The sequence below is a fragment of the Microvirga yunnanensis genome (assembly GCF_025460875.1).
On record NZ_JAMXFI010000132.1, the window covers coordinates 1 to 22,441 of the forward strand.

Sequence of the window (22,441 nt, forward strand, 5' to 3'; positions counted from 1 at the left end):
CCTTCGCCTGTGGACCGAAGCCAACACCTGGTTCTCGACGGAAGAAGGCAAGAAGGGTCAGATCAAGGCGGGCCAGCTGGCGGACTTGGCGGTTCTGTCCGACGATTTCTTCTCCGTTCCGGAGGACGCGATCCAGGACATCGCGTCGGTTCTCACCCTTCTCGGCGGCCGGCCGGTCTACGGCGATGCCGAGTTCAAGGATTTCGCGCCGCCTCTGCCACCCCCGATGCCGGACTGGTCCCCTGTCCGCACGTTCGGTGGCTACCAGCAGCGGGCCGGCAATGACGAGGCACGCCAATACGCCTTTGCGGCCGCGGCCTGCGCCTGCGCCAGCTCCTGCAGCGTGCATGGCCACGCGCATGCCAGCGCCTGGGGCTCCAACGCGCCAACCGCCGATGCCCGCTCGTTCTGGGGTGCGCTCGGCTGCTCCTGCTGGGCCTTTTGAGGAAGATGGGCCATGCATGACGTCACCGTTCCCCGCGCTATCGCCCAGGTCCTGGCCGCGCCCGGCGCCGACTTCATCACCCGGCTTGCACTGGCTTCGCCGTTCCTGATCAGCGGCGTCGTCAAGCTGGTCGACTTTGGCGGCGCGACCGGCGAGGTCGCAGGCCTCGGGCTGCAACCGGCCGCTCTCTTTGCTACGTCCATCATCATCACGCAGCTCGGCGGCTCCGTCTTGTTCCTGACGCGCCGCTTCTGCTGGTTAGGCGCCGGCATCCTGGCCGCGTTCACGGCCCTCGCGACGCTCCTAGCGCATCCGTTCTGGGCCTTCGAAGGCCTGGATCGCGGACGCCAGACCGCCACCTTCTTCGAGCATGTTGCCATCGTCGGCGGGCTGGCCGCATCAGCCCTGCTCGTCAACGGCGCAGGACCGCGCCGATGAGCGGAACCGCAACCACCATGGCCAATGGTGCCACTCCCCCTCCCGGTACCTTCGCACCGCTGCACCACCGCCTGTTCGCGGTGATCTGGGCAGCCACCGTACTCGGCAACATCGGCACCTTCATGCGCGATGTCTCCTCCTCCTGGCTCGTGACGGACCTGTCGGCCTCGCCTACAGCCGTAGCGATGATCCAGGCCGCCGGTACGCTTCCCGTCTTTCTCTTCGCCATTCCCGCCGGCGTCCTGTCGGACATCCTCGACCGCCGCCGCTTCCTGATCATGATCCAGGTCGGGCTCGGCCTCGTCAGCTCCACCCTCGCCATCCTGGCCTGGACCGGCAATGTCACGGTAGAAAGCCTGGTCCTGCTCACCTTCCTCGGTGGCACCGGGGCTGCGCTGGCAACTCCGGCCTGGCAGGCGATTACGCCGGAGCTGGTGCCCAAGGCCGACATCAAGGGAGCCGTGGCGCTCAATTCCCTCGGCATCAACATCGCCCGCTCCATCGGCCCAGCGCTCGGCGGGTTCATCCTGGCGGCGCTCGGCGCGGCGGCGGTCTACAGCGTTGATGTGCTCACCTATTTGATCGTCAGCGCCGCCCTCCTATGGTGGCGTCGCGAGGTCGATGCCGATGTTGGTCTGCGTGAGCATTTCGGCGGAGCGCTGCGGGCGGGCTTGCGTTACGCCCACGCCAGCCGCAGCCTTCACCGGATCCTCTGGCGCACAGTTCTGTTCTTCGGCTGTGCCAGCGCGGTCTGGGCGCTGCTCCCACTCGTGGCCCGCCAGGAGATCGGCGGCGGCCCAGGCTTTTACGGCCTCCTGCTCGGCAGCGTTGGAGCCGGAGCGATCTGCGGCGCCCTTGTGATGCCCCGCGCCCGGGCATGCCTGGGTCAGGATGGCTTGGTGCTCGCCGCGACCCTGGTGACCGCAGGCGCGACGATCCTCCTCGCGCTCACGGACCTCGAAGTCGTCGGCCTGATCGCGACCTTCGTGCTCGGGACAGCCTGGATCACGATGCTGACCACCCTCAACGGAACCATGCAGGCTATCCTGCCGAACTGGATCCGGGGCCGTGGCTTGGCGATCTACCTCACAGCCTTCAACGGCGCTATGGCGGCCGGAAGCCTGGGCTGGGGCCTTGTGGCCCAGGAGATTGGCACAGATGCGACCCTGATCGTCGCCGGAGCCGTTCTGGCACTGAGCGGGCTTTTGGCCCATCGCGCGCCGCTGCCGAAAGGCGAAAGCGACCTCACGCCGTCGCTGCACTGGCCCGAGCCGGCCATCGCTGAGCCTGTCGCCCATGATCGCGGTCCAGTGATGATCATGATCACCTACCGGATCCTCCCGCAGGATCGTCCGGCCTTCCTCGCTGCCCTGTACCGGCTTGCCGAGGAGCGGCGCCGGGACGGGGCCTATGCCTGGGGCATCTCCGAGGACGCGGCGGAGCCCGAACGCTTGGTGGAGTGGTTTTACGTCGAATCCTGGGCCGAGCACCTGCGCCAGCACCGGCGCGTCTCGAAGAGCGACGCCGACATCCAGTCCCAGGCGCGCCGCTTCCACCAGGGACCGGACGAGCCCCTGGTCCAGCACTTCCTCGGCGTCGACAAGCCACCCGCGAAGCCCATCACGGCCTGACCAAGGAGAGTTTGCTATGTCTGGACTCCCTCGTTCTTCCGTCTCCCTGACCCGCCGCGACACGTTGGCGGCGGTAACGGTCCTCACCGCCTCCCTCGCCCTCCCGGGCTTGCCGGAGGCGGCCACCCAACCCACCCCAGAGAAAGGAACAATCACCATGGGCTTCATCACCTCCAAGGACGGCGTTGACATCTTCTACAAGGACTGGGGTCCGAAGGATGCCCAGCCGATCATGTTCCACCACGGCTGGCCTCTCAGTTCCGACGACTGGGACGCACAGATGCTGTTCTTCCTTCAGCATGGCTATCGCGTCGTTGCCCATGATCGTCGAGGGCACGGCCGCTCGGCGCAGGTCAGCGAAGGCCATGACATGGATCATTACGCCGCCGATGCCTTTGCGGTTGTCGAAGCGCTCGACCTGAAGAACGTTGTTCACATCGGCCACTCGACGGGCGGTGGCGAGGTTGCCCGCTATGTGGCCAAGCACGGCGAGCCCGCGGGCCGCGTCGCTAAGGCGGTATTGGTGAGCGCCGTTCCACCGCTGATGCTCAAGACCGAGAGAAATCCGGAAGGCTTGCCGATCGAGGTGTTCGACGGTTTTCGCAAGGGTGTCGCGGACAACCGGGCCCAACTCTTCCTCGACGTGGCGACGGGACCGTTCTACGGCTTCAACCGCGAGGGCGCTAAGGTCTATCCCGGCGTGATCCAGAACTGGTGGCGCCAGGGCATGATTGGCTCGGCCAAGGCCCATTTCGACGGCATCAAGGCCTTCTCGGAGACTGACCAGACGGAAGATCTCAGGGCCATCTCGGTGCCGACACTCGTCATGCATGGTGATGACGACCAGATCGTCCCGATCGCGGACGCCGCGTTGAAGTCGATCAAGCTGCTGAAGAACGGCACGCTCAAGGTCTACAAGGGCTTCCCGCATGGAATGCTCACGACTCATGCCGATGTCATCAACCCGGACCTGCTCGCCTTTGTGAAAGGCTGAGCCTTAACCCGCCATCTTCGGACCCATTTCATCTTAGGAGTATCCAATGGATCGTTCAGAACCAACCGTCGTCCTGGTGCATGGAGCCTGGGCGGATGGGTCCAGTTGGCAGCGCGTCATTCCCTTCCTCCTGAACAAGGGCATCCCAGTCGTTGCCGTCCAGAACCCGACGACGTCGCTCGCCGAGGACGTTGCCGCCACGCAGCGGGCGTTGGACGCCATCAAGGGATCGGTCGTCCTTGTCGGACATAGCTGGGGCGGCGCCGTGATCACGCAGGCGGGCGTTGATCCCAAGGTGAAGGCGCTCGTCTTTGTCGCGGCCTTCGCGCCTCAGGTCGGGGAGTCGGTCGGCGACCAAGTCGGGGTGCATGGCGCCCCGCCGGCACTGTCCCGGATTAGAGAGGAAGGGACGAACTTCCTGCGCATGAGCGTCGATGGTTTCGTGCACGATGTCGCCCAAGACCTGCCGGATGACGAAGCGCGCGTGCTGGCCGTCGTCCAGGCCCCGTTGGCGAAGACCACGTTCGGGGAGAAGGTCACCTCGGCTGCGTGGACCGCACGACCAAATTGGTACGTTGTCTCGACCGAGGATCGGGCCGTGAGCGTCGATCTCCAGCGTGAACTCGCGGCGAGGATGGAAGCGAAGATCACGGAGCTGAAGGCCAGCCACATGTCGCTGTTATCGATGCCGGAGGCGGTTGCCGACGTCATCCTCAATGCGCTCGCCGCGGCGACCCCGGTCCGGGAGAGCCTCGCCACGGTAGATTTGTAATCGCTGACTAGTCTCCGCATATGGCTCTTCGGCCGCTACCGTTTCGCCTCGATGACGCTGAAGGGTTCGCGATCGCCGTTCCATCCGACGGTACGGAAGGACATGGATCCTGATGGGTCGGGAGAATGCTGAGCCGAAAGGAAAGGCTGCTCTCATCACACCGGAAGAGCCAGTGAGCGGATTCTTCACCGAACACCCTTCCATACACTTAGGGCATGGACAATGAAGCAACCTGAAGAGATAGAGCATCACTCTCCCATCGTGGCCCAGTCGGTCATCTACATCATGGCCGCCGCCGCCGGGATCGCGGTTGCCAACATCTACTACAACCAGCCCATGCTCGCCCTCATCGAGGCTGACCTGCCCGGCCCCCTGTCACCGCTGGTTCCAACGGCAACCCAACTCGGCTACGCCATCGGCCTGCTTCTTCTCGTGCCTCTCGGTGACATCCTTGAGCGCAAAAGATTGATCGTAGTCCAGTTCGGGGTCCTGGCCGGTGCTTTGGCCATGGCGGCAGCGGCGCCGAATGCAGCCTCGCTCCTGTCGGCCTCCCTGCTCCTCGGCGCCGCATCAACGGTCGCCCAGCAGATCGTCCCACTGGCTGCATACCTTGCTGCCCCGCAGCGCCAGGGTACCACCGTTGGCACGATCCTGGCGGGGATCCTGACCGGGATCCTACTGAGCCGGACGCTCGCCGGCTTCGTCGCGACCCATGGCGGCTGGCGAGCCATGTTCTGGCTTGGGGTACCCATGGTTCTTGTGGCCGGGGCGCTGATGATGGCCGTTCTGCCGCACACTCCACCAGCTTCGCGTCTCGGCTATCACAGACTGCTTGGCTCGATCATACATCTGTGGCGCGAGTTTCCCGCTTTGCGGCTCGCAGCACTCACTCAATCCCTGATCTTTGCCGCATTCACGGCCTTTTGGACGATCCTCGCCTTTCGGCTCCAGGGACCACCTTTCAGCCTCGGTGCCGACGTGGCCGGCCTATTCGGTATCGTCGGTACCGTAGGGATCTTAGCCGCTCCGCTGGCCGGGCGCTTCGCCGATGTCCGGGGCCCAGCTCCGGTGGTTGCGCTGGGCGCTGCGCTCACCTTTGCATCCTGGTTCGTGTTCGGCCTGTGGACCTCCCTCATCGGCCTCGTGGTGGGCGTCGTCATTTTGGACTTCGCGATGCAGTCGGCCTTGGTATCGAACCAGCACATCGTCTTTGCCCTGCGCCCAGAGGCCCAAGCGCGCCTCAACACAGTCCTGATGAGCTTCATGTTCGTCGGAGGCGCTATTGGATCCGCCACGTCGACCGTCGCCTGGGAAGAGCTTGGTTGGAGCGGAGTGGTGGGGTTGGGGGCCACCCTCGGCGCGCTGGCCACTGCACTGCAACTCTCGAGCCTGGCCCGCACGAGACGCGAAGCCATGGAATCTTCTGGAGCGCGGCCATGATGCAGACGCTCCACACGATCCAGGCCAACGGCATCTGGCAGCTCATCACTGAGGCAAGGCGCCGCTGGTGTCCTGGGCTGTCGGCATCGACGTAGGGTTACGAGGTCTATCCGGATAGAAGGAGCACATCCCGGATGACAGGCGCTGTCGACAGTCGCAGGACCTCAAAGCCGTCGCCTGATGAGAGTCCGGACAGGTCCCTCCTCCGGCCTCTGTCAGCCAACGCCATCGTACTGGCCGTGTTCGTGTCGGTCGCACTCCGGGCTATTGCGCAAACCACCGACAGGCCGTCCGGCGAGACCATCAACGCACCAGGCATGACTAATCCTCGCTACGACGAAGACTACTCTTATCTGGCGAATCCGAGGAATTGGACCGGAGCTTGGTGGGAGCCGTTCAAGTACATCCCGCTCGATGCGTCCGGGACGAATTACATCACGCTCGGCCTGGAACTGCGCCTGCGGGAGGAAGCCTATTGGAACTTCGATTGGGGCGAAGTCCCGGTCGACAATTATCAGTGGTACCGGATGCTGCCCTATGCCGACCTGCATCTCGGAACCAACCTGCGCATGTTCGGCCAGGGCATCGGAGCGTGGAGCACAGGGAAGGAAACCCCCGTCACCGGTGTCGACGCGACCGGGATCGAACTCTTGCAGGGTTTTGCAGACCTCAAGTTGTTCCCGACACAGGATGCCGAACTGACGCTGCGCGGCGGGCGTCAGCTTCTGTCCTATGGTTCGGAACGCCTGATCAGCCTGCGCTACGGGCCGAATGTCCTTCGATCCTTCGATGCAGGACTGGCCTCGCTCGAAACCGGACCCTGGCGCGTGGATGGCCTCGTCGCCCGGCCCGTGCGTAACAGGATCGACAGCCTCAATGACCGCTTCGACCGCAACCGCTCCCTCTGGTCGGTCTATGCCACCCGCAAGATGGATGAGGTCATTCCTGGATCTGGCCTCGACCTATACTACATCGGCTACAGGAACGCGGATGCGAGCTTCAATCAGGGCAATGGACGCGAGGAACGGCATACGTTCGGAAGCCGCTACTTCGGCAAGGTGCAGGGGTGGGACTGGAATTTCGAGGCCATGCTCCAGTCCGGCCGCTTCGGTCCAGGATACATTGGAGCCTGGTCCATCGCGTCCGACACGGGGTATACATTCGCGGAGATGCAGTTCGCTCCCCGCCTCGGGCTCCGGGCGAACATCATCAGCGGCGACAGGAATCCCGCCAATCCGGACCTCCAGACGTTCAACCCGCTGTTCCCGAAGGGAAAGTATTTCGGCGAGACGGGGTTGGTCGGCCCGTTCAACCTCATCAACCTTCACCCTAGCCTGACGCTTCAGCTCGACGATGAATGGACACTGTCCGGCGCGGCGGTATTCTACTGGCGCGAAAGTCTCGGCGACGGCGTCTACGATACGGGCGGCGGACTCGTGCGGTCGTCCGATAATAGCACCGCCCGCCATATCGGAACGCAGTTCGACATCGTTTTGGGATGGGAACCTGTGCGCTGGTTCAACGCGGAACTGGCCTACTCGGTCTTTGTACCGGGGCAGTTCATCCGTGATACCGGTCCATCGAGGACTACGCACTTCGTCGGACTTGAGGCGTCGGTGAAGTTCTGATGCCGATACTTAGTGGAACGGTGGAGGCCATGACCCAGTCTGTCACATACGCGACCCGGTACGATCAGATGTTTCCCACCCTGCCGGCGGACGATATCGACCGGATACGCCGCTTCGGTGAGGCCACGGCCTTCGCATTAGGCGAGCGCATCTTCAGGGCCGGTGACGTCGGACCTGGGCTTATCGTGATCGTATCTGGCCAGGTGGAGATCAGCCAGGGTAGTGGCGACCAGCCCGAGACCATCGTGATCCACGGTCCCGGCAGTTTCGCGGGCGAACTGGCGCAGCTCTCCGACCGGCCCTCACTGGTCACGGCCGAGGCTATTGAACCTGTCGAGGCGTTTGTCATCCCCTCGCGACGATTGCGCGACCTGATGGTCCAGGAGGCCAACCTCGGTGAACGCGTCATGCGCGCCCTCATCCTGCGTCGCGTAGGTCTCCTGGAAAGCGGCGGCAGCGGTCCCATCATCATTGGGAATCAGGACAGTGGAAACCTTCTGCGCCTGCAAGGCTTCCTAGCCCGCAGTGGCCACCCGCACCGCGTGCTCGATCCAGACACCGATTCCTGCGCCATGACCCTCGTCGAGCGGTTCCGTGTCGATCCCCACCACTTGCCGATCGTCCTGTGCCCGAACGGACAACTCCTGCTCAATCCGGGAGAGCGAGAACTCGCTCGCTGCATCGGCCTCATGGAACCGATCGACGGGACAAGGCTCCATGACGTTGCCATCATCGGGGCCGGCCCGGCCGGCTTGGCAGCGGCTGTCTATGCAGCGTCTGAAGGTCTGTCCGTCATCGTACTCGACTGCCGCGCGTTCGGGGGGCAGGCGGGCGCCTCGGCCCGCATTGAGAACTACCTCGGATTCCCGACTGGGATCTCCGGAATGGCGCTGATGGCGCGAGCCTACACCCAGGCGCAGAAATTCGGCGTGGAGATGGCGATACCCGACGAAGCGGAGCGCCTGAGCATCGCCGCCGCGGATGGCGAGAGCCATTACTATGTCAGGACCGGGGGCGATGAGACCGTGCAAGCGCGCGCGGTGATCGTGGCCTGCGGCGCCCGCTACCGTCGTCTCGCCGTGGCCAACCTGGCGCAGTTCGAGGGATCGAGCGTTCATTATTGGGCCTCCCCGATTGAGGCGAGGCTTTGCGCCGGCCAGGAAGTCGCATTGGTGGGAGCCGGCAACTCGGCCGGGCAAGCGGCCGTCTACCTCGCCAGCCAGGTGAAGACCGTCTGGCTTCTTGTGCGCGGCGCTGGGCTGGAAGAGAGCATGTCCCGCTATCTGATCGACCGCATCGAGGCCCAGCCCAACATCAAGATCCTGACCGAGACGATGGTCACGGCACTGGATGGTGAAGGAGAGACCCTCGAAGCTATCCGGTGGCGCAATCGTCACGGGGACGAGGGGAAATGTCCGATCCGTCACCTGTTCCTGTTCATCGGTGCCGATCCCAATACCGACTGGCTCGCAGGAAGTGATATTGCCCTGGACGGAAAGGGCTTCATCCGCACCGGCCCCGACGTTGGCCAGGATCGCCATCTGCTGGAAACCAGTCTGAGAGGTATCTTCGCCATTGGCGACGTGCGCGCGGGCTCGGTCAAGCGGGTGGCGGCCGCCGTTGGCGAAGGCGCTCAGGTCGTAGCGGCCTTGCATGCGTACCTGACGCAGGGCGGTCGGCACCGGAGTGTTCCTCAAGCGATGAGGATGACCTGATGAGTCTACGATGCAGCCACGCCGCGAGCATCCGGGATGTCGAACCGAGCGCACTCGGGTGCGAGGAGTGCCTGAAGAGCGGCTCACCTTGGGTGCATCTGCGCCTGTGCCGGACATGCGGCCATGTCGGCTGTTGCGACGACTCGCCCAATCGTCACGCGACGAGGCATTTCGAGGCGACCGGCCACCCCATCATCGAGGGCTACGATCCACCCCAAGGCTGGGGATGGTGCTACATTGATGAAACCGAGGTCGACCTACCCAACCAGACACCGCAGCGGGGTCCAATCTCGCGCTTTTCTTGGTAGGTGCCAGCTCACTACTTTGATCATGGCGGTGAACCCGCGGGTGGAAGGTCCGTGTCATGGATCATCGGCGGTGCCCGGGCCGATCACCTTCGACCCCTTGAGCGAGGGGTGGACCGGAACTGGGTTGGCATTCCGAAAGATTATCATCGATGAAGCAAGGCGCGAAATCCATGCCAGTTTGTGCCGGATCCCAGCGTAATCATTGATTTTAGAAGAAGCACTTCTGCGGAACTGAACTCGCGTCGACAATTGCTCTGCGCAAGCCCACCAGACGACCGCCGAACGTCCGGATCGGGTCAGGCAGTGAAATTCGTTGACGTGGAGGAACGTCTGCTTACGCGAGAATTGCTGCCCTGAGGTTTTGGTCAGAGGAGTGCCACTTGCAGACCTTAGGAGGCGCACGCCCTGGCAATTCCGGGTAGGTCCGAGCCTCTTTCAAGTCTGAGAGAAGGCTTCTGCTAAGATGGGTTCACTCGAAACGATAGATCGCCCGTTTCGAAGCTAGCGTTGCATTGCTACGGTTCAGGTCTGTTTGGCCTTCGTGAAGCAGCCATTGGCCAAGCGGCGATGCCTCGCCGGCGCACTCGCACCGGGGCGACATAAATCAGGTGGAGGAGCCGCTAACAGGCGCCTTCCGTGCGCGTGACATGCAGCCACGAGGGCGTGAGCGGCCGACGGTGAGAATATGAGCGTGCCAATCCTTAATGACAAAGACCAGGGCGCCGGATTGCCGGCCTTGGTGTTTCTGCACTATTTCGCCGGCTCCCTACGGTCCTGGGTTCACGTGGCCGGGGATTTGTCGCGCGAATACGGGTGCCTGTGCATCGACCTTCCCGGCTTCGGCCGCTCGCCGCCGCTGCCTGCCTTCAGTGTCGACACGGTCGCTCAAGCGATCGCGCAGCGCATCGCGGGCCGTCGCCTTGGCCCTTATGTTCTTATCGGCCATTCCATGAGCGGCAAGCTGGCGCTCGCCTGCGCGGCGAATCCACCTCCGGGTCTCCTGGGCGTGGTCTTGGTGGCTCCCTCACCACCCTCGCCTGAGCCGATGGACGAGAAGGAGCGCGCGCGCCTGCTGGCGACCCATGGCGACCGAGCCTCGGCGGAGCAAACTCTCCGCACGATCACGCGGCGGCCGATCCCGGCGGAGGACGCCAAAATCTGCATTGCGGACAATCTGATGACCTCGGCTGAGGCCTGGCATTGGTGGCTTGCGCAGGGCAGTCGCGAGACCATCACGGCTCAGGCTGAGCGGGTGGCCTGCCCGGTTCTGGTGATGGGCGGGAGCGAGGACCCTGTCATCGCGCCCGCTGTCATCACAACCGAGGTCATGCCCCGGCTCGCCAACGCCTCCCGCATCGAGATTATAGGCGCTGGACACCTCCTTCCATTCGAGGCCGCGAAAGATGTTTCAGACAATATCCGCACTTTCGTCAAAGAGCGGTGCTATGGCGAGACGATGGGAGGTACGCCATAGGAAAGCGGGTCGCCCGACGCTCCCCATCTCTTCGGCGGCTTGTCGGCCCTCTATGCTGTCCTCAGAGGCCAATCGAATTGCGTAGGCCGGGCAATCGGCCCGACCGCCTTGCTCACGGGCACTTGGTGGGCCCTGGTGGAGGCCCACATGGCAGCGCCCTGGTTTATGTTCGCGACCGGCATCGAGAACAGTTATCCGACGATCAAGAACGGCACCGTGCGTGTCGACGAGATGGATAAATGCGGCCACTACAAGCACTGGCGGAGGGATTTCGAACTCCTTCAGGAACTCGATCTCCGCTATCTGCGCTACGGCCCGCCGATCCACCGCGTCTGGTTGGGCCAAGGCCGGTATGACTGGAGCTTTCCGGATCTGACCTTCGGCGTATTGAAGAGCATGGACATCGTCCCGATCGTGGATCTCTGCCATTTCGGGGTTCCGGACTGGATCGGCAACTTCCAGAATCCCGATTTCCCGACGCTGTTTGCGGACTATGCACGCGCCTTTGCGCAGCGCTTCCCCTGGGTACAACTCTACACTCCTGTGAACGAGATGTTCATCTGCGCTACCTTTTCGGCCGCCTATGGCTGGTGGAACGAGCAGTTGAGCAGTGACACGGCCTTCGTGACAGCGCTCAAGCACATCGTGAAGGCGAACATTCTGGCGATGGCCGCCATTCTCGAGATCCGCCCTGACGCGATATTCATACAGAGCGAGTCATCGGAGTATTTCCATGCCGACGAGCCTGATGCGATCAGCCACGCAGAGATTATGAATGAACGCCGGTTCTTGTCGCTGGATCTCAATTACGGCCGCCGGGTCGATTCCGAGATGTACCAGTTTCTCCTCGACAACGGCATGACGCGCGACGAATACCAGTTCTTCATGACGCATCGCCTGCGCCAGCACTGCATCATGGGCAACGATTACTACGTGACGAACGAACACCGTGTCGCTCCCGACGGGCGCACATGGGCTGCGGGCGAGATCTTCGGATATGCGGAGATCACCCGGCAATATTACGAGCGTTATCGTCTTCCCGTCATGCACACGGAGACGAATTTGGCTCAAGGTGCCAATGGTGACGAGGCCGTGACTTGGCTCAGAAAAGAATGGGCGAATGTTATGCGGGTGCGTAACAGCGGCGTTCCGATCGTCGGATTCACCTGGTACTCGCTGACAGATCAGGTTGACTGGGATACGGCCCTGCGAGAGGAGAACGGCCAGGTAAACGCTCTCGGCCTTTACGATCTGGATAGGAACATCCGGCCGGTCGGCAAAGCCTATCAGCTCTTGATTCAGAGATGGCGCAGGGTTCTGCCGACACAGAGCGTCTGTCTTACCGTTCCAATCATTCAGCCGAGTCAATTCGAGAGCGCGCATGCAGTCTCCCAGCAGGAAGCGGCCCGGAACCTGAGCCATTCGGTCCCTGCGTCGCCAACTATGACCGATCATGCCGGCTGAATGCCCGACTTCGCCACCTGCCGGAGACAGGCCTCTGCATGGCCTTCCCTTGCCGCCGGTGCGGTTGCACCCTGACCTGTACGTGGCAGAGTTCATCGGTACGGCCCTGCTTGTTCTGGTCGGCGTTTCAATCGTCATCCTCATGTTTGGGCAAGGCAGTCCGGGGGCAAGGCTGATCCCGAGCGAAGGCTGGCGCCTGTTTCTGACCGGCGGCTTGTTTGGTTCGGTCGGCGCGCTGATCGCTGTTTCGCCGATTGGCCGCATCAGCGGCGCGCATATCAATCCTGCCGTGACGGTCGCGTTCTGGCTGGAGGGAAAGCTGGCGTGGCGTGATGCCGCCTTTTACGTCTTGGCTCAGTTCGCCGGCAGCGTTATCGGAGCTTGGCCTCTTCTGGGCTGGGGGCGCATGGGACGAAGCGTGGCGTTTGGTGCGACGCAGCCGGGGGCTGACGTTCGCGTCTGGGCCGCCACCCTAGGGGAGACAGGAGTGACGTTTCTGCTCATTCTGGCGCTATTCACCATGGCGGCCCATCCCCGTACCCGTAGCTGCGCGCCGCTGACCCTGCCTGCCGTGCTCTCGGTGCTGGTGTGGCTGGAGGCTCCCCTCTCTGGGGCCAGTGCAAATCCGGCTCGGTCGTTCGGACCTGCCCTGATCGCCAGAGTCTCGATGGACCCATGGATCTACATCGTCGGGCCTTTGCTGGGAGCTCTCCTGTATGCCGGCTTCGTACGCATTGAGGCTGTGCGTCTTCCCCGCGTCACGGTCGCCCGATTGTTCCATTTCACCATCGGAGGTTGACAGCGTTCCGGCAGGAACAGTCCGCTCCGGGTCAAACTGAGCCGTTGGGCGTGACCTTCTGTACGTCAGCTTGCTCTGCGACTACGGAAGTTCAGCTTTCGTCTGCCTCGTGCCGATTTCGTTCTCTAATGGGTCAAGGGGCAGCCCTCCGATCCTGAGCGATTTGCGATCCCAAGTGGTGTCTGCGTTCTCTACGTGCTCCAGGGCACTTGATGGGGTCAGATGGAGTGGAGCGACGTGGTTGAAACCGCAGTCAGCCCTCGTCACAGGCCGCATGCGACAAAATCGACGTCGTCTTCCACACCCTCCCTCGGGCAACGCTCCGCTCGGGAGCTCGTCTCGACCTGCTTCTGCTGCTCCTCCTAGGCGGCGTGGAACGTGGTGCCGTGCCGGAGCATGGCATGCATGATGATCGCCAACCAGCGGGCGAGCGCCACACGGGCCTTCCTCATCGTCGAGCGCCGGGCAATCCCCAACGCCCACTCCTTGAGGGCCAGAGCGCCGCGGTAGCGCGTCAGCATTACGTTGGCGGCCTCATACAACAGGGTCCGCACCCGCCGGTCGCCGCACTTGGAGATGCTGCCGACATAGTCGATCTCGCCCGACTGGAAGCGCCGCGGCACCAAGCCGAGATAGGCTCCCACATCCCGCGATCGGCGGAAGCGTTCCGGCGCGTCGATGGTGGCGACAAAGGCAAGCGCCGTGAGCTGGCCGACACCAGGAATGGTCATCAGCCGCTGGCATGCTTGAGACGAGCGCGCCAGTAGCCGCATGTCACGATCAATTGTCGCAACCGCTTCCAGAACAGCTTTGCGGGCCGCAAGCAGGCCCTGCATGGCCCCGGACAGGCCTGCAATCCCCTGGCTGGCTTGGATGACCTGCTCGGTAAAGCGGGGGCTCAATCCGCGCGGCAACCGGACCCCGAACGCCACCGCCAAGCCGCGGATCTGGTTCTCCAGCGTGACGCGCTGCCCAACCAGCTTCTTGCGGGTGATAATCAGGGCGCGCACCGCATGAGCTGGCAGCGATTTGACGTGGACAGGCTTGTAGAAGCCGGTTCGGGCGAGATGGGCCAGGCCGCGGGCATCGTTGCGGTCCGTCTTGTGAGTGGCCAGCGACTTGAGCGCCTGGTAGGCCTGCCGGCTCTCGATGCAGATCACCGGCAGCCCGAGGGCGGCAAGGCCATGGAAGAGCATGGGCGCCATGCGGCCGGTCTCGAACACGATCTTCGCGCAGGCGGGTGCCGTCTCCAGCACGGCGGCGATCGCTTCTGGGGTGCTAGAGGCCTTCGCCTCCAGAACGACACCTCCATCCCGCTCGACCACACAGATGTGGGTCTCGTTCATCGAGACGTCTAAACCAGCATCGTAGTTCATGGCTGCTCTCCTGTGCACGTGGCCAGCCGATGTTATCGGCATCCAGGAAGAGCCGCCCCATTACCCAATGTTGAAAATGTCCTCGTGATTGGCGGCGGATCGTGATTCCCTGACCGGGCATTTTCAGCGGAGGATCGGGCCATGATGGGCGAGCGTCTGGTGATGCAGGAGAGCCTGTTCTACGCGTTCCGGCTTGAGGATCACGTCCCTTCCGATCACCTGCTGCGGCGCATCGACCGCTTCGTCGACTGCTCGGGGCTGCGCCAGCGTCTGGCCGGCTACTACAGTGCCACCGGCCGACCCTCCGTTGATCCCGAGCTGATGATCCGCATGCTGCTGATCGGCTACTGCCTCGGCATCCGCTCCGAGCGACGGCTGTGCGAGGAGGTGCACCTCAACCTGGCCTACCGCTGGTTCTGCCGTCTCGGGCTGGAAGGCAAGGTACCCGACCACTCCACCTTCTCCAAGAACCGGCACGGGCGCTTTCGCGAGAGCGATCTGTTCCGTCGCCTGTTCGAAGCGGTGGTGCAGCGCTGCTTGGACGAGGGGCTGGTGGGTGGTGAAGGCTTTGCGGTCGATGCCAGCCTGATCCAGGCTGATGCCAACAAGCAGCCCTCTCTGCCTGGTGCCGAATGGGTCGCGCAGGATCACACCGCAGCACCTCGGGCGGTGCGCGAGTACCTCGCCACCTTGGACGAGGCCGCCTGGGGCGCAGCGACTGAGGTTGAACCGAAGTTCGTCTCACCCTCGGATCCAGCAGCCCAGTGGACCGGTGCGCTGCGTGGCCCGGCCTTCTTTGCCTATGCCGATAACTACCTGATTGACCTCAAGGCAGCCGTGATCGTGGATGTGGAGGCCTCTCGCGCGGTGCGTCAGGCCGAGGTGGGAGCTGCCCGCACCATGCTGGAGCGCACCACTGAGCGCTTTGGCCTCAAGCCGGAGCGGTTGGCGGCGGATAGTGCCTATGGTTCGGCCGAGATGCTGCATTGGCTCGTGGACGAGCGAAAGATCGAGCCGCATGTCCCCGTCATCGACAAGTCTACCCGTGAGGATGGCACCTTCTCGCGATCTGACTTCAAGTATGATCCGGAAACGGACACCTACACTGAGGGCAAGACGCTGACGACCAGCGGCACGGTTGTGAACGAGGGCACGACGCGCCTCTACCGAGGCAGCACGTTCGATTGTGGCCCCTGTCCCCTCAAGGAGCAGTGCTGTCCCAACACGCCGGCGCGCAAGATCCCGCGCAGCATCTACGAGCATGCCCGGGAGGCCGCCCGTGCCCTGGCCGGCACGCCGGCCTATGAGCGGTCGCGTCAGGGTCGCAAGCGCATCGAGATGCTGTTTGCCCATCTCAAGCGGATCCTGAAGATGGGGCGTCTGCGGCTACGGGGTCCATGCGGCGCTCAGGATGAGTTCCTGCTGGCGGCAACGGCTCAGAACCTGAGAAAGCTCGCCAAGCTGGTCACTTCACCAGGGCCTCAGATGATCCAAGGAGCTTGAAAAGGCCTGAAGGATACACCTCGCCACAGTCTTAGCCGCAACAGGGCAAGCTGCATCGCTGCCCTAGCCCGTCTGGATGCCGACTTTGTCAACGCAATCTGCCATGAACGGACATTCCCTGATCTGACAGTCCACTCGATTTCCCAATGGTATCCTTGAAGGTGACAGAGGCCGTCAATCCGCCGGCCATGAGTAACTGCTCTGCGGCTTCCGTAGTCGCGGTGGTGAACCGGCCGGACGATAGTGCCGGCCGGTTCCATTGCTTTATGAGGCTTTTGACAGCAGTGTCTCGTCTGACTTCGCGACGCCGTAGCGCTCGGCCGGCAAGCGATGGGACAGGTTGGGACCGAGCGCAGCGCGAGTGGTCTTAAACGCTAACCAGTCAGCGATGTCCGGCAGTGCAGGGATCGTGACCCGCTCACCCTGATCGAGGCCCGCCAGCGCGGCATCGACCATGTCGCCCGTCTCCATCACCACCTCCTGCGGCAGGGTGTTGATGTCGATTCCGCCCTTCGCCCACAACTCCGTGCGCGTGGCTCCCGGCAGTACAGCCTGCACTCGCACGCCATAAGGCGCGAGTTCGCTGTCGAGGCCCTCACTGAAGGCGAGAAGATAAGCCTTAGTCGCGCTGTAGCCGACACTAATGGCAGGCTGATCACCGCGGATGCCGGCTACTGAGGCGATGTTGACGATGTCCCCCCTGCGCCGCTGCGCAAGACCCGGCGCAACGGCCTGCGCCAAGCGCGTTGCCACTGTCACGTTAAGCTGGATCATCGCCTCGAGACGTTCGGGGTCCATGTCGATGGTGGGTCCAGCAATGGCCGTGCCAGCGTTGTTGACGAGCATGGTGATGTCGTCCGCCTGTAGGCGCGTCGCTACCTTACGGGTGTCATTTGCATTGGCGAGATCGGCAGGCAGGACCTCGATCGTTGCACTGGTCTCGCCTCGCAGACGGGAGGCAAGCGCATTTAGCTTCGTCTCGTCCCGTGCAACGAGTACGAGATCGTATCCGCGTCGTGCGAGGCGGTCGGCATAAACCGCGCCGATTCCTGCCGAAGCGCCGGTGATAAGCGCTGTTCCTTGATTTTGGGTCATTATTCTGTCCTTCGGTTGAGAGAAAGTACGCACTACGTGAGTCGCGATGCGCGTTCAGGCGGTGCGCTCGACAGCAATGGCCGTGGCTTCGCCACCGCCGATGCAGAGCGAGGCAACACCGCGCGACAGTCCATGATGCTCCAGCGCATGGAGCAGGGTCACGATGAGCCGTGCACCCGTGGCGCCGATGGGATGGCCCAAGGCGCAGGCGCCGCCGTTTATGTTGAGGATGTCGCGCGGAATGCCGAGATCGCGCTGCGCCGCCATAGCAACAGCAGCAAAAGCCTCGTTGATCTCGAACAGATCGACGTCCCCGATGCTCCAGCCGACCTTATCGAGAAGCTTTCGAATAGCCGGGATCGGAGCCGTGGTGAACCAGGCCGGGTCCTGGGAATGCGTTGCATGGGCGAGGATCTCCGCAACGATGGGAAGTCCTTCACGTTCAGCCACTGAGCGACGTGTCAGTACGAGGGCTGCGGCCCCATCGGCATTGGCGGAGGAACTCGCCGCCGTGATGGTGCCATTCGATCGGAAAGCCGGCCTCAACGACGGGATTTTCTCTGGTGAGACTCTCAACGGGTTCTCATCCGTGTCGATGATCATATCGCCGGTCTTTCCTGGAATACTGACTGGAACGATCTCGTTGATGAAAGCGCCCTCGTCGACCGCAGTCCGTGCGCGGGTCAGTGTCTCTATGGCATAAGCATCCTGCTCGGCTCGGCTGAATTGGTACGCCTCGGCCGTTGCCTCCCCGAAATCGCCCATGGACCGGCCGCCCTCATAGGCGTCCTCCAGACCGTCCATCATCATGTGGTCGATGATCCGGTCGTGACCGGCCCGGTAGCCGCCACGCGCCTTGGTCAGCAAATATGGGGCGTTGGACATCGACTCCATGCCGCCCGCCACAACGATCTCGGCCGATCCGGCGAGGATAAGGTCGTGTGCCAGCATAGTCGCCTTCATGCCTGAGCCGCACACCTTGTTGACCGTCGTGGCGCCCACCGCATCCGGCAGCCCCGCTCTCCGCGCGGCTTGCCGGGCCGGCGCCTGACCTTGTCCGGCCGGCAGCACACAACCCATGAGGACCTCGCTCACGTTCGCAGGTTTAAGACCGGCGCGCTCCAGCGCGGCGCGGATGACATGGCTGCCGAGGGCCGGAGCCGTCACTCCGGACAGGCTTCCTTGGAAGCGCCCAAGCGGGGTCCTAGCGGCGGAAACGATGACAACAGGATCGTGCGATCGCATAAGCGCCTCCTTTGTATGATGCTTGACATATGATATGATAACCATAATGTAAAGACCGGTCAGATATGAGGTATGAGCATGCGTTACGAGAAGGGTCACAGGGCGCAGACGCGCAAACGCGTGCTGGACGTGGCGTCAGCGCGTTTCCGGGCTCAGGGCATCGAGGCTACAGGCGTCGCTGGTCTCATGGCCGATGCGGGCCTGACCCACGGCGGCTTCTATGCTCACTTTAAGTCGAAGGACGATCTCGTTCGCGAAGCCATCACTGAGGCTCATGCGCGCAGCCGTGAGACTTGGACCAAGGAAGTGCAAGCTGCCAAGGAACGCGGTGAGGACGGGCTGGAAGTCGTCGTGCGCCGATACCTGCGAACAGCGCATCGCGACCGACCGGAGGCCGGCTGCTCCATTGCGGCCCTAGCTCAAGAGGTCGCCCGCAACGACCTCAAGACTCGCGATGTCATGGCCCACGCGGCGGACGAGATCGTGGCGATCATCGCTTCTGAACTGCCCTCTTCCTTGTCGGAGGAGAAGGCACGAGAAACCGCTTATGCGATCTTCGGTCTCTTGATCGGAACGCTCCAGCTCGCGCGCGTTACGACAGACAAGGCCCTTTCCGAGTCGATCCTGCAATCCGGACAGGATGCTGCTCTTCGGCTTGCACGTCCGTGCACGTGATGGACTTCAGCACCGGCTGGCCTGTTCGCGCAGCCTACATCGACCATTCAATCATCAGTGTTGGTTCCTCGTCCTCGCCGCGGGAGCACTTTGCCTCCGTCAAGAACGAAAGGGCTGTCCTATGATCTCATCTCCCATCGCAGCCATGTTCGCCCGCCGCAACATCTATTACGGCTGGGTGGTCGTTGCTGTGACGTTCCTGACCATGCTCGTGACTGCAGGTGCGGTCGGCGCACCTGGCGTGCTTATCCTGCCCCTGCAGCAGGAATTCGGGTGGAAGACATCGGAGATCTCTTCCGCATTTGCCATCCGCCTCCTGCTCTTCGGTCTGATGGGGCCATTCGCGGCAGCGCTCATGAACCGCTACGGTGTCAGACGGATGGCTCTTTCCGCTCTTGCTCTCATCGCGGCCGGGCTATTGCTGTCGCTCGCCATGACTCGGATTTGGCAGCTCATTCTGCTCTGGGGCGTTGTCGTAGGCTTCGGCACAGGCCTGACGGCCCTGGTGCTTGGCGCAACCGTTGCGACGCGCTGGTTCTCGGAGCGGCGTGGACTGGTGATTGGCCTGCTCACTGCCAGTTCGGCCACCGGTCAACTCGTGTTCCTGCCGATCCTGGCCAGTCTTACGGAACAGGTGGGCTGGCGGCCTGCCGTTGCGCTCATCTGCGGATTGCTCGCTCTGGCGGCGCTCCTTGTCTTTGCTCTCATGCGCGACCGTCCGTCCGATCTTGGTCTCGTGGCTTACGGCGAAAAGCAACGCACTTCCATTCAACCTAGCCCCGCGGGCTCCATCTCGCCGATCACGGCGCTGAGGGATGCGGCGCGAACCCGCGAATTCTGGGTTCTGTTCAGCACATTCTTTATCTGCGGAGCCAGCACCAACGGTTTGATCCAGACGCATTTCGTCTCACTTTGCTCTGATTACGGGTTGGCTGCAGTCGGAGCCGCGAGCGTGCTGGCCATGATGGGCGTATTCGACTTCTTCGGCACGGTGGGATCGGGCTGGCTTTCTGATCGCTACGACAATCGGTGGCTGCTCTTCTGGTACTATGGTCTGCGTGGTCTCTCCCTGCTTTATCTGCCCTTCACCGACTTCTCGTTCTATGGCCTGTCGCTCTTTGCCGTGTTCTACGGCCTCGACTGGATCGCGACCGTCCCGCCGACCGTGACGCTGACGGCGATGAAGTTCGGGCGTGAGCGCGCTAACCTCGTATTCGGATGGGTCTTCGCTGGGCATCAGCTCGGAGCCGCAGCGGCAGCTTTCGGCGGCGGTCTCTCCCGCACGACCCTTGATACATACCTTCCCGCTTTCTTCGCGGCCGGCGGACTTTGCCTTATCGCAGCCTCGCTTGTCCTGACGTTGACGACAGGGGCGGAGAAGCAAGCTACCGTCGCGGCTGCCCCAGCAAGAAGCTAGGTCTGAGGGAGGCACGGGGCAGGCAAACGATCTTGGCCCATCCAAAAACTCTCAATCGGAAGGTCTGGAATGGGTCGATGCTGTTGAAAAACGCCGCAACTGCCGCTTTTCGCGCAGTCAGCATACAGGATGCTGGGCCTGATCTGGCACGCTGACGCTGGTAATAGACAGACGAGACAACTCTCGGGAGTTTTTCAACAGCATCGGTCAAAGTGTAACGTTGGGCGGACCAGATGAAGGTCCGCTCGTCGCGCCATTGCGGAAGTTTGGCGTACTTCCGGAACGTGCCACTACCGGACCTTTCTTTTTCAGAGATTCATCTCAGGTAAATCCGTCGCGATCTGGTCGGCTCGTCATGCGTTCGAACAAGCGGTCCTCGCCGCACTCGGTTGCTTGCGGGATGGCTCCGCGCGCATAAGAAGCTCACGCGACTTGTCCCGGCGCCTGGGGCGTGGTATTTAATCCCAATGTCTTTGATGCAGAACATTGCTGCAGCTAATGTTCCGTTCGCCGGTCGCCCGGCGGGCGCAGGCCCTATGTGCGTCTCCGGATAGCAGCGGGACTCGGCCAGGCCGTCCTCTCCCGCCCGGAGACGATGCGACAAGCGGCCTTCCAGAACTTAAAGATGCCTTCAATCATGCTTGCATCTCCTCGAGATCGGCGAGAGGGTCCCATCACGGGCTTCCGTCGTAGTGTCGTCTTCGCTCTGCTGATGCTCTGCGCAGTCCTGTCCCTGGCAGGTACCGACCTCATCCTGCCGGCCGTGCCGGCGCTGCCAGCGATCTTTGTGACAACCCAAGCCACCGCTCAGCTCGTGCTGGCCTCCTACGTCGCCGGCACGGCAGTAGGCCTCCTGCTCTTCGGGGCCTTAGCAGATCGCGTGTCCCTGCGAACCCTGGTTGCATCCTCGCTCTCGGTCTTTGCGGTCGCATCGCTGGCTTGCGCCCTCTCACCGGACATCTGGACCTTGGTCGTGCTGCGCTTCGTTCAGGGCACCGCATCGGCGGCCGCACCTGTCTTCGGACCCACCATCATCAGGCAGATCTTCAGCGAGAAGGCCGGGGTTCGTGCCATTGGCTTACTCGGCAGCGTCGAATTCCTCGTGCCTGCCCTCGCGCCCATCCTCGGCATCTTTCTCGTCGCCAAGTTCGGTTGGCAAAGCTCGTTCGCGCTTGTCGGAGTTATAGCGATCGTCGCGGCAGCGCTGATCTTCGTACTGGGGCTGCCGCAACAGCCGAAGGCGGCTGGTGCGCAGGGCAGTTACGGGGCGCCCCTTCTGGACCCTATATTCATGCGGTATGCACTGTCACAGGCCATGACATTGGCCGGCTTGGTTGTCTTCGTCTTCGGCGCCCCGGCCGTGATCGTCGGGACCATGGACGGCACGCTCGATCACTTCATTGCCATGCAGGTATGCGGCGTCCTCGGCTTCATCGCTGCGGCCAATCTGACGTCGCGCTTCGCCGAGCGGTGGGGCACCGAGCGTATCATCTTCGTCGGGACCGCCATGGCCCTGGCAAGCGCCATCATGATCCTGGCCTATGCTCTCGCTGGCGGGAACGACAGCACACTGCTTCCCGCCTTGTTCCTGCCGATGAACGTGGGTCTGGGACTTCGTGGCCCACTTGGGTTCTATCGCGGGATCGTCGCGTCCGGCACCAGCAGCGCTCGCGGCTCGGCTCTGATCGTTTTCTTCATCCTGGCCATAACCAGTTTGGGCGCGATCATCGCCGCGCCTTTCGTTCACCAGGGTCTGTGGGCCCTCGGTCTAGTGACCGGCGCGATTCATGCCTTGTCCGTCGGCTTGCTTCGGCTGCTGCCCAGAATGCCTGAGACGAGCTGACAGCCTTATGGTGCAACATGGATCTGACACAGGAGATTGGTTTGAAGCAGAACATCGCGCATATTGCCCTCGTGGTCCGCGACTACGATGAGGCCATCGATTTTTATGTCAACAAGCTCGGGTTCGCGCTGGTCGAAGACACATACCAGCCGGAGCAGGACAAGCGTTGGGTTGTCGTT

At 62.8% G+C, this 22,441-nt stretch carries 20 protein-coding genes; 17 read left to right on the forward strand and 3 right to left on the reverse strand.

The genetic code is table 11. From position 1 onward, the window contains the following. From NF876_RS36490 to NF876_RS36545, 12 genes are all read left to right on the forward strand, one after another. Window positions 1–445, forward strand: a 445-nt coding sequence (locus tag NF876_RS36490; RefSeq protein WP_262272916.1) for an amidohydrolase family protein, incomplete at its 5' end; no start/stop codon positions are given. A 12-nt stretch (window positions 446–457) separates the two neighbouring features. Further along, complete coding sequence (locus tag NF876_RS36495) at window positions 458–883, forward strand: DoxX family protein (RefSeq protein ID WP_262266385.1); 426 nt, start codon at window positions 458–460, stop codon at window positions 881–883. Beyond that, the gene (locus tag NF876_RS36500; protein ID WP_262266386.1) at window positions 880–2,514 is read left to right on the forward strand and encodes an MFS transporter; all 1,635 of its coding nucleotides are present in this window, start codon (window positions 880–882) and stop codon (window positions 2,512–2,514) included. The genes NF876_RS36495 and NF876_RS36500 overlap by 4 nt, the downstream gene beginning before the upstream one ends. A gap of 157 nt (window positions 2,515–2,671) precedes the next feature. Continuing rightward, entirely contained in the window at window positions 2,672–3,508 is an 837-nt protein-coding gene (locus NF876_RS36505) for an alpha/beta fold hydrolase (RefSeq protein WP_373371192.1), read from the forward strand. 46 nt (window positions 3,509–3,554) lie between these two features. Then, window positions 3,555–4,280: an alpha/beta fold hydrolase gene (locus tag NF876_RS36510; RefSeq protein ID WP_262266388.1), complete on the forward strand. Its 726-nt coding sequence runs from the start codon at window positions 3,555–3,557 to the stop codon at window positions 4,278–4,280. 222 nt (window positions 4,281–4,502) lie between these two features. Further along, complete coding sequence (locus NF876_RS36515; protein WP_262266389.1) at window positions 4,503–5,720, forward strand: MFS transporter; 1,218 nt, start codon at window positions 4,503–4,505, stop codon at window positions 5,718–5,720. A 134-nt stretch (window positions 5,721–5,854) separates the two neighbouring features. After that, window positions 5,855–7,348 carry an alginate export family protein gene (locus NF876_RS36520; protein ID WP_262266390.1) on the forward strand — a complete coding sequence of 498 codons (1,494 nt, stop codon included), beginning with the start codon at window positions 5,855–5,857 and terminating at the stop codon, window positions 7,346–7,348. 29 nt (window positions 7,349–7,377) lie between these two features. Next, window positions 7,378–9,063, forward strand: coding sequence for an FAD-dependent oxidoreductase (locus tag NF876_RS36525; RefSeq protein WP_262266391.1), 1,686 nt, complete (start codon window positions 7,378–7,380; stop codon window positions 9,061–9,063). Further along, window positions 9,063–9,371 (forward strand): UBP-type zinc finger domain-containing protein, encoded by a 309-nt coding sequence (locus NF876_RS36530; protein ID WP_262266392.1) that lies wholly within the window; start codon window positions 9,063–9,065, stop codon window positions 9,369–9,371. The genes NF876_RS36525 and NF876_RS36530 overlap by 1 nt, the downstream gene beginning before the upstream one ends. 691 nt (window positions 9,372–10,062) lie before the next feature. After that, complete coding sequence (locus tag NF876_RS36535) at window positions 10,063–10,845, forward strand: alpha/beta fold hydrolase (RefSeq protein WP_262266393.1); 783 nt, start codon at window positions 10,063–10,065, stop codon at window positions 10,843–10,845. Window positions 10,846–10,992: 147 nt separating this feature from the next. Continuing rightward, complete coding sequence (locus tag NF876_RS36540; RefSeq protein WP_262266394.1) at window positions 10,993–12,309, forward strand: family 1 glycosylhydrolase; 1,317 nt, start codon at window positions 10,993–10,995, stop codon at window positions 12,307–12,309. An 82-nt stretch (window positions 12,310–12,391) separates the two neighbouring features. After that, on the forward strand, window positions 12,392–13,108 hold the full coding sequence (locus NF876_RS36545) for an MIP/aquaporin family protein (protein ID WP_262266395.1): 717 nt from the start codon (window positions 12,392–12,394) through the stop codon (window positions 13,106–13,108). A gap of 362 nt (window positions 13,109–13,470) precedes the next feature. Here NF876_RS36545 and NF876_RS36550 read toward each other — a convergent pair whose 3' ends face one another. Then, a complete protein-coding gene (locus NF876_RS36550) occupies window positions 13,471–14,484 on the reverse strand; it encodes an IS110 family RNA-guided transposase (protein ID WP_262266396.1) in 1,014 nt (337 codons plus the stop codon). 141 nt (window positions 14,485–14,625) lie between these two features. Here NF876_RS36550 and NF876_RS36555 point away from each other — a divergent pair, with 141 nt between their 5' ends. Next, entirely contained in the window at window positions 14,626–15,987 is a 1,362-nt protein-coding gene (locus NF876_RS36555) for an IS1182 family transposase (protein WP_262266397.1), read from the forward strand. Window positions 15,988–16,251: 264 nt separating this feature from the next. Here the strand turns inward: NF876_RS36555 and NF876_RS36560 are convergent, their stop codons facing one another. After that, window positions 16,252–17,082, reverse strand: a complete 831-nt coding sequence (locus NF876_RS36560) for an SDR family NAD(P)-dependent oxidoreductase (RefSeq protein WP_262266398.1) — start codon at window positions 17,080–17,082, stop codon at window positions 16,252–16,254. Between the two features lie 54 nt (window positions 17,083–17,136). After that, complete coding sequence (locus NF876_RS36565) at window positions 17,137–18,327, reverse strand: acetyl-CoA C-acyltransferase (protein WP_262266399.1); 1,191 nt, start codon at window positions 18,325–18,327, stop codon at window positions 17,137–17,139. Window positions 18,328–18,405: 78 nt separating this feature from the next. Here NF876_RS36565 and NF876_RS36570 point away from each other — a divergent pair, with 78 nt between their 5' ends. The 4 genes from NF876_RS36570 to NF876_RS36585 all read left to right on the forward strand — a co-directional run. Further along, a complete protein-coding gene (locus tag NF876_RS36570; RefSeq protein WP_262266400.1) occupies window positions 18,406–19,002 on the forward strand; it encodes a TetR/AcrR family transcriptional regulator in 597 nt (198 codons plus the stop codon). 121 nt (window positions 19,003–19,123) lie between these two features. Continuing rightward, window positions 19,124–20,419, forward strand: a complete 1,296-nt coding sequence (locus NF876_RS36575) for an MFS transporter (RefSeq protein ID WP_262266401.1) — start codon at window positions 19,124–19,126, stop codon at window positions 20,417–20,419. Window positions 20,420–21,056: 637 nt separating this feature from the next. Then, window positions 21,057–22,262, forward strand: a complete 1,206-nt coding sequence (locus tag NF876_RS36580; protein ID WP_262266402.1) for an MFS transporter — start codon at window positions 21,057–21,059, stop codon at window positions 22,260–22,262. Window positions 22,263–22,303: 41 nt separating this feature from the next. After that, window positions 22,304–22,441, forward strand: a 138-nt coding sequence (locus tag NF876_RS36585) for a VOC family protein (protein ID WP_262272917.1), incomplete at its 3' end; no start/stop codon positions are given.

What these genes read in the sequence shown, in the direction of transcription:
- NF876_RS36495 (WP_262266385.1), top strand. Translation starts at nt 458, where the DNA reads ATGCATGACGTCACCGTTCCCCGCGCTATCGCCCAGGTCCTGGCCGCG.
- NF876_RS36500 (WP_262266386.1), top strand. Translation starts at nt 880, where the DNA reads ATGAGCGGAACCGCAACCACCATGGCCAATGGTGCCACTCCCCCTCCC.
- NF876_RS36505 (WP_373371192.1), top strand. Translation starts at nt 2,672, where the DNA reads ATGGGCTTCATCACCTCCAAGGACGGCGTTGACATCTTCTACAAGGAC.
- NF876_RS36510 (WP_262266388.1), top strand. Translation starts at nt 3,555, where the DNA reads ATGGATCGTTCAGAACCAACCGTCGTCCTGGTGCATGGAGCCTGGGCG.
- NF876_RS36515 (WP_262266389.1), top strand. Translation starts at nt 4,503, where the DNA reads ATGAAGCAACCTGAAGAGATAGAGCATCACTCTCCCATCGTGGCCCAG.
- NF876_RS36520 (WP_262266390.1), top strand. Translation starts at nt 5,855, where the DNA reads ATGACAGGCGCTGTCGACAGTCGCAGGACCTCAAAGCCGTCGCCTGAT.
- NF876_RS36525 (WP_262266391.1), top strand. Translation starts at nt 7,378, where the DNA reads ATGACCCAGTCTGTCACATACGCGACCCGGTACGATCAGATGTTTCCC.
- NF876_RS36530 (WP_262266392.1), top strand. Translation starts at nt 9,063, where the DNA reads ATGAGTCTACGATGCAGCCACGCCGCGAGCATCCGGGATGTCGAACCG.
- NF876_RS36540 (WP_262266394.1), top strand. Translation starts at nt 10,993, where the DNA reads ATGGCAGCGCCCTGGTTTATGTTCGCGACCGGCATCGAGAACAGTTAT.
- NF876_RS36550 (WP_262266396.1), bottom strand. Translation starts at nt 14,484, where the DNA reads ATGAACTACGATGCTGGTTTAGACGTCTCGATGAACGAGACCCACATC.
- NF876_RS36555 (WP_262266397.1), top strand. Translation starts at nt 14,626, where the DNA reads ATGATGGGCGAGCGTCTGGTGATGCAGGAGAGCCTGTTCTACGCGTTC.
- NF876_RS36560 (WP_262266398.1), bottom strand. Translation starts at nt 17,082, where the DNA reads ATGACCCAAAATCAAGGAACAGCGCTTATCACCGGCGCTTCGGCAGGA.
- NF876_RS36565 (WP_262266399.1), bottom strand. Translation starts at nt 18,327, where the DNA reads ATGCGATCGCACGATCCTGTTGTCATCGTTTCCGCCGCTAGGACCCCG.
- NF876_RS36570 (WP_262266400.1), top strand. Translation starts at nt 18,406, where the DNA reads ATGCGTTACGAGAAGGGTCACAGGGCGCAGACGCGCAAACGCGTGCTG.
- NF876_RS36575 (WP_262266401.1), top strand. Translation starts at nt 19,124, where the DNA reads ATGATCTCATCTCCCATCGCAGCCATGTTCGCCCGCCGCAACATCTAT.
- NF876_RS36580 (WP_262266402.1), top strand. Translation starts at nt 21,057, where the DNA reads ATGCTTGCATCTCCTCGAGATCGGCGAGAGGGTCCCATCACGGGCTTC.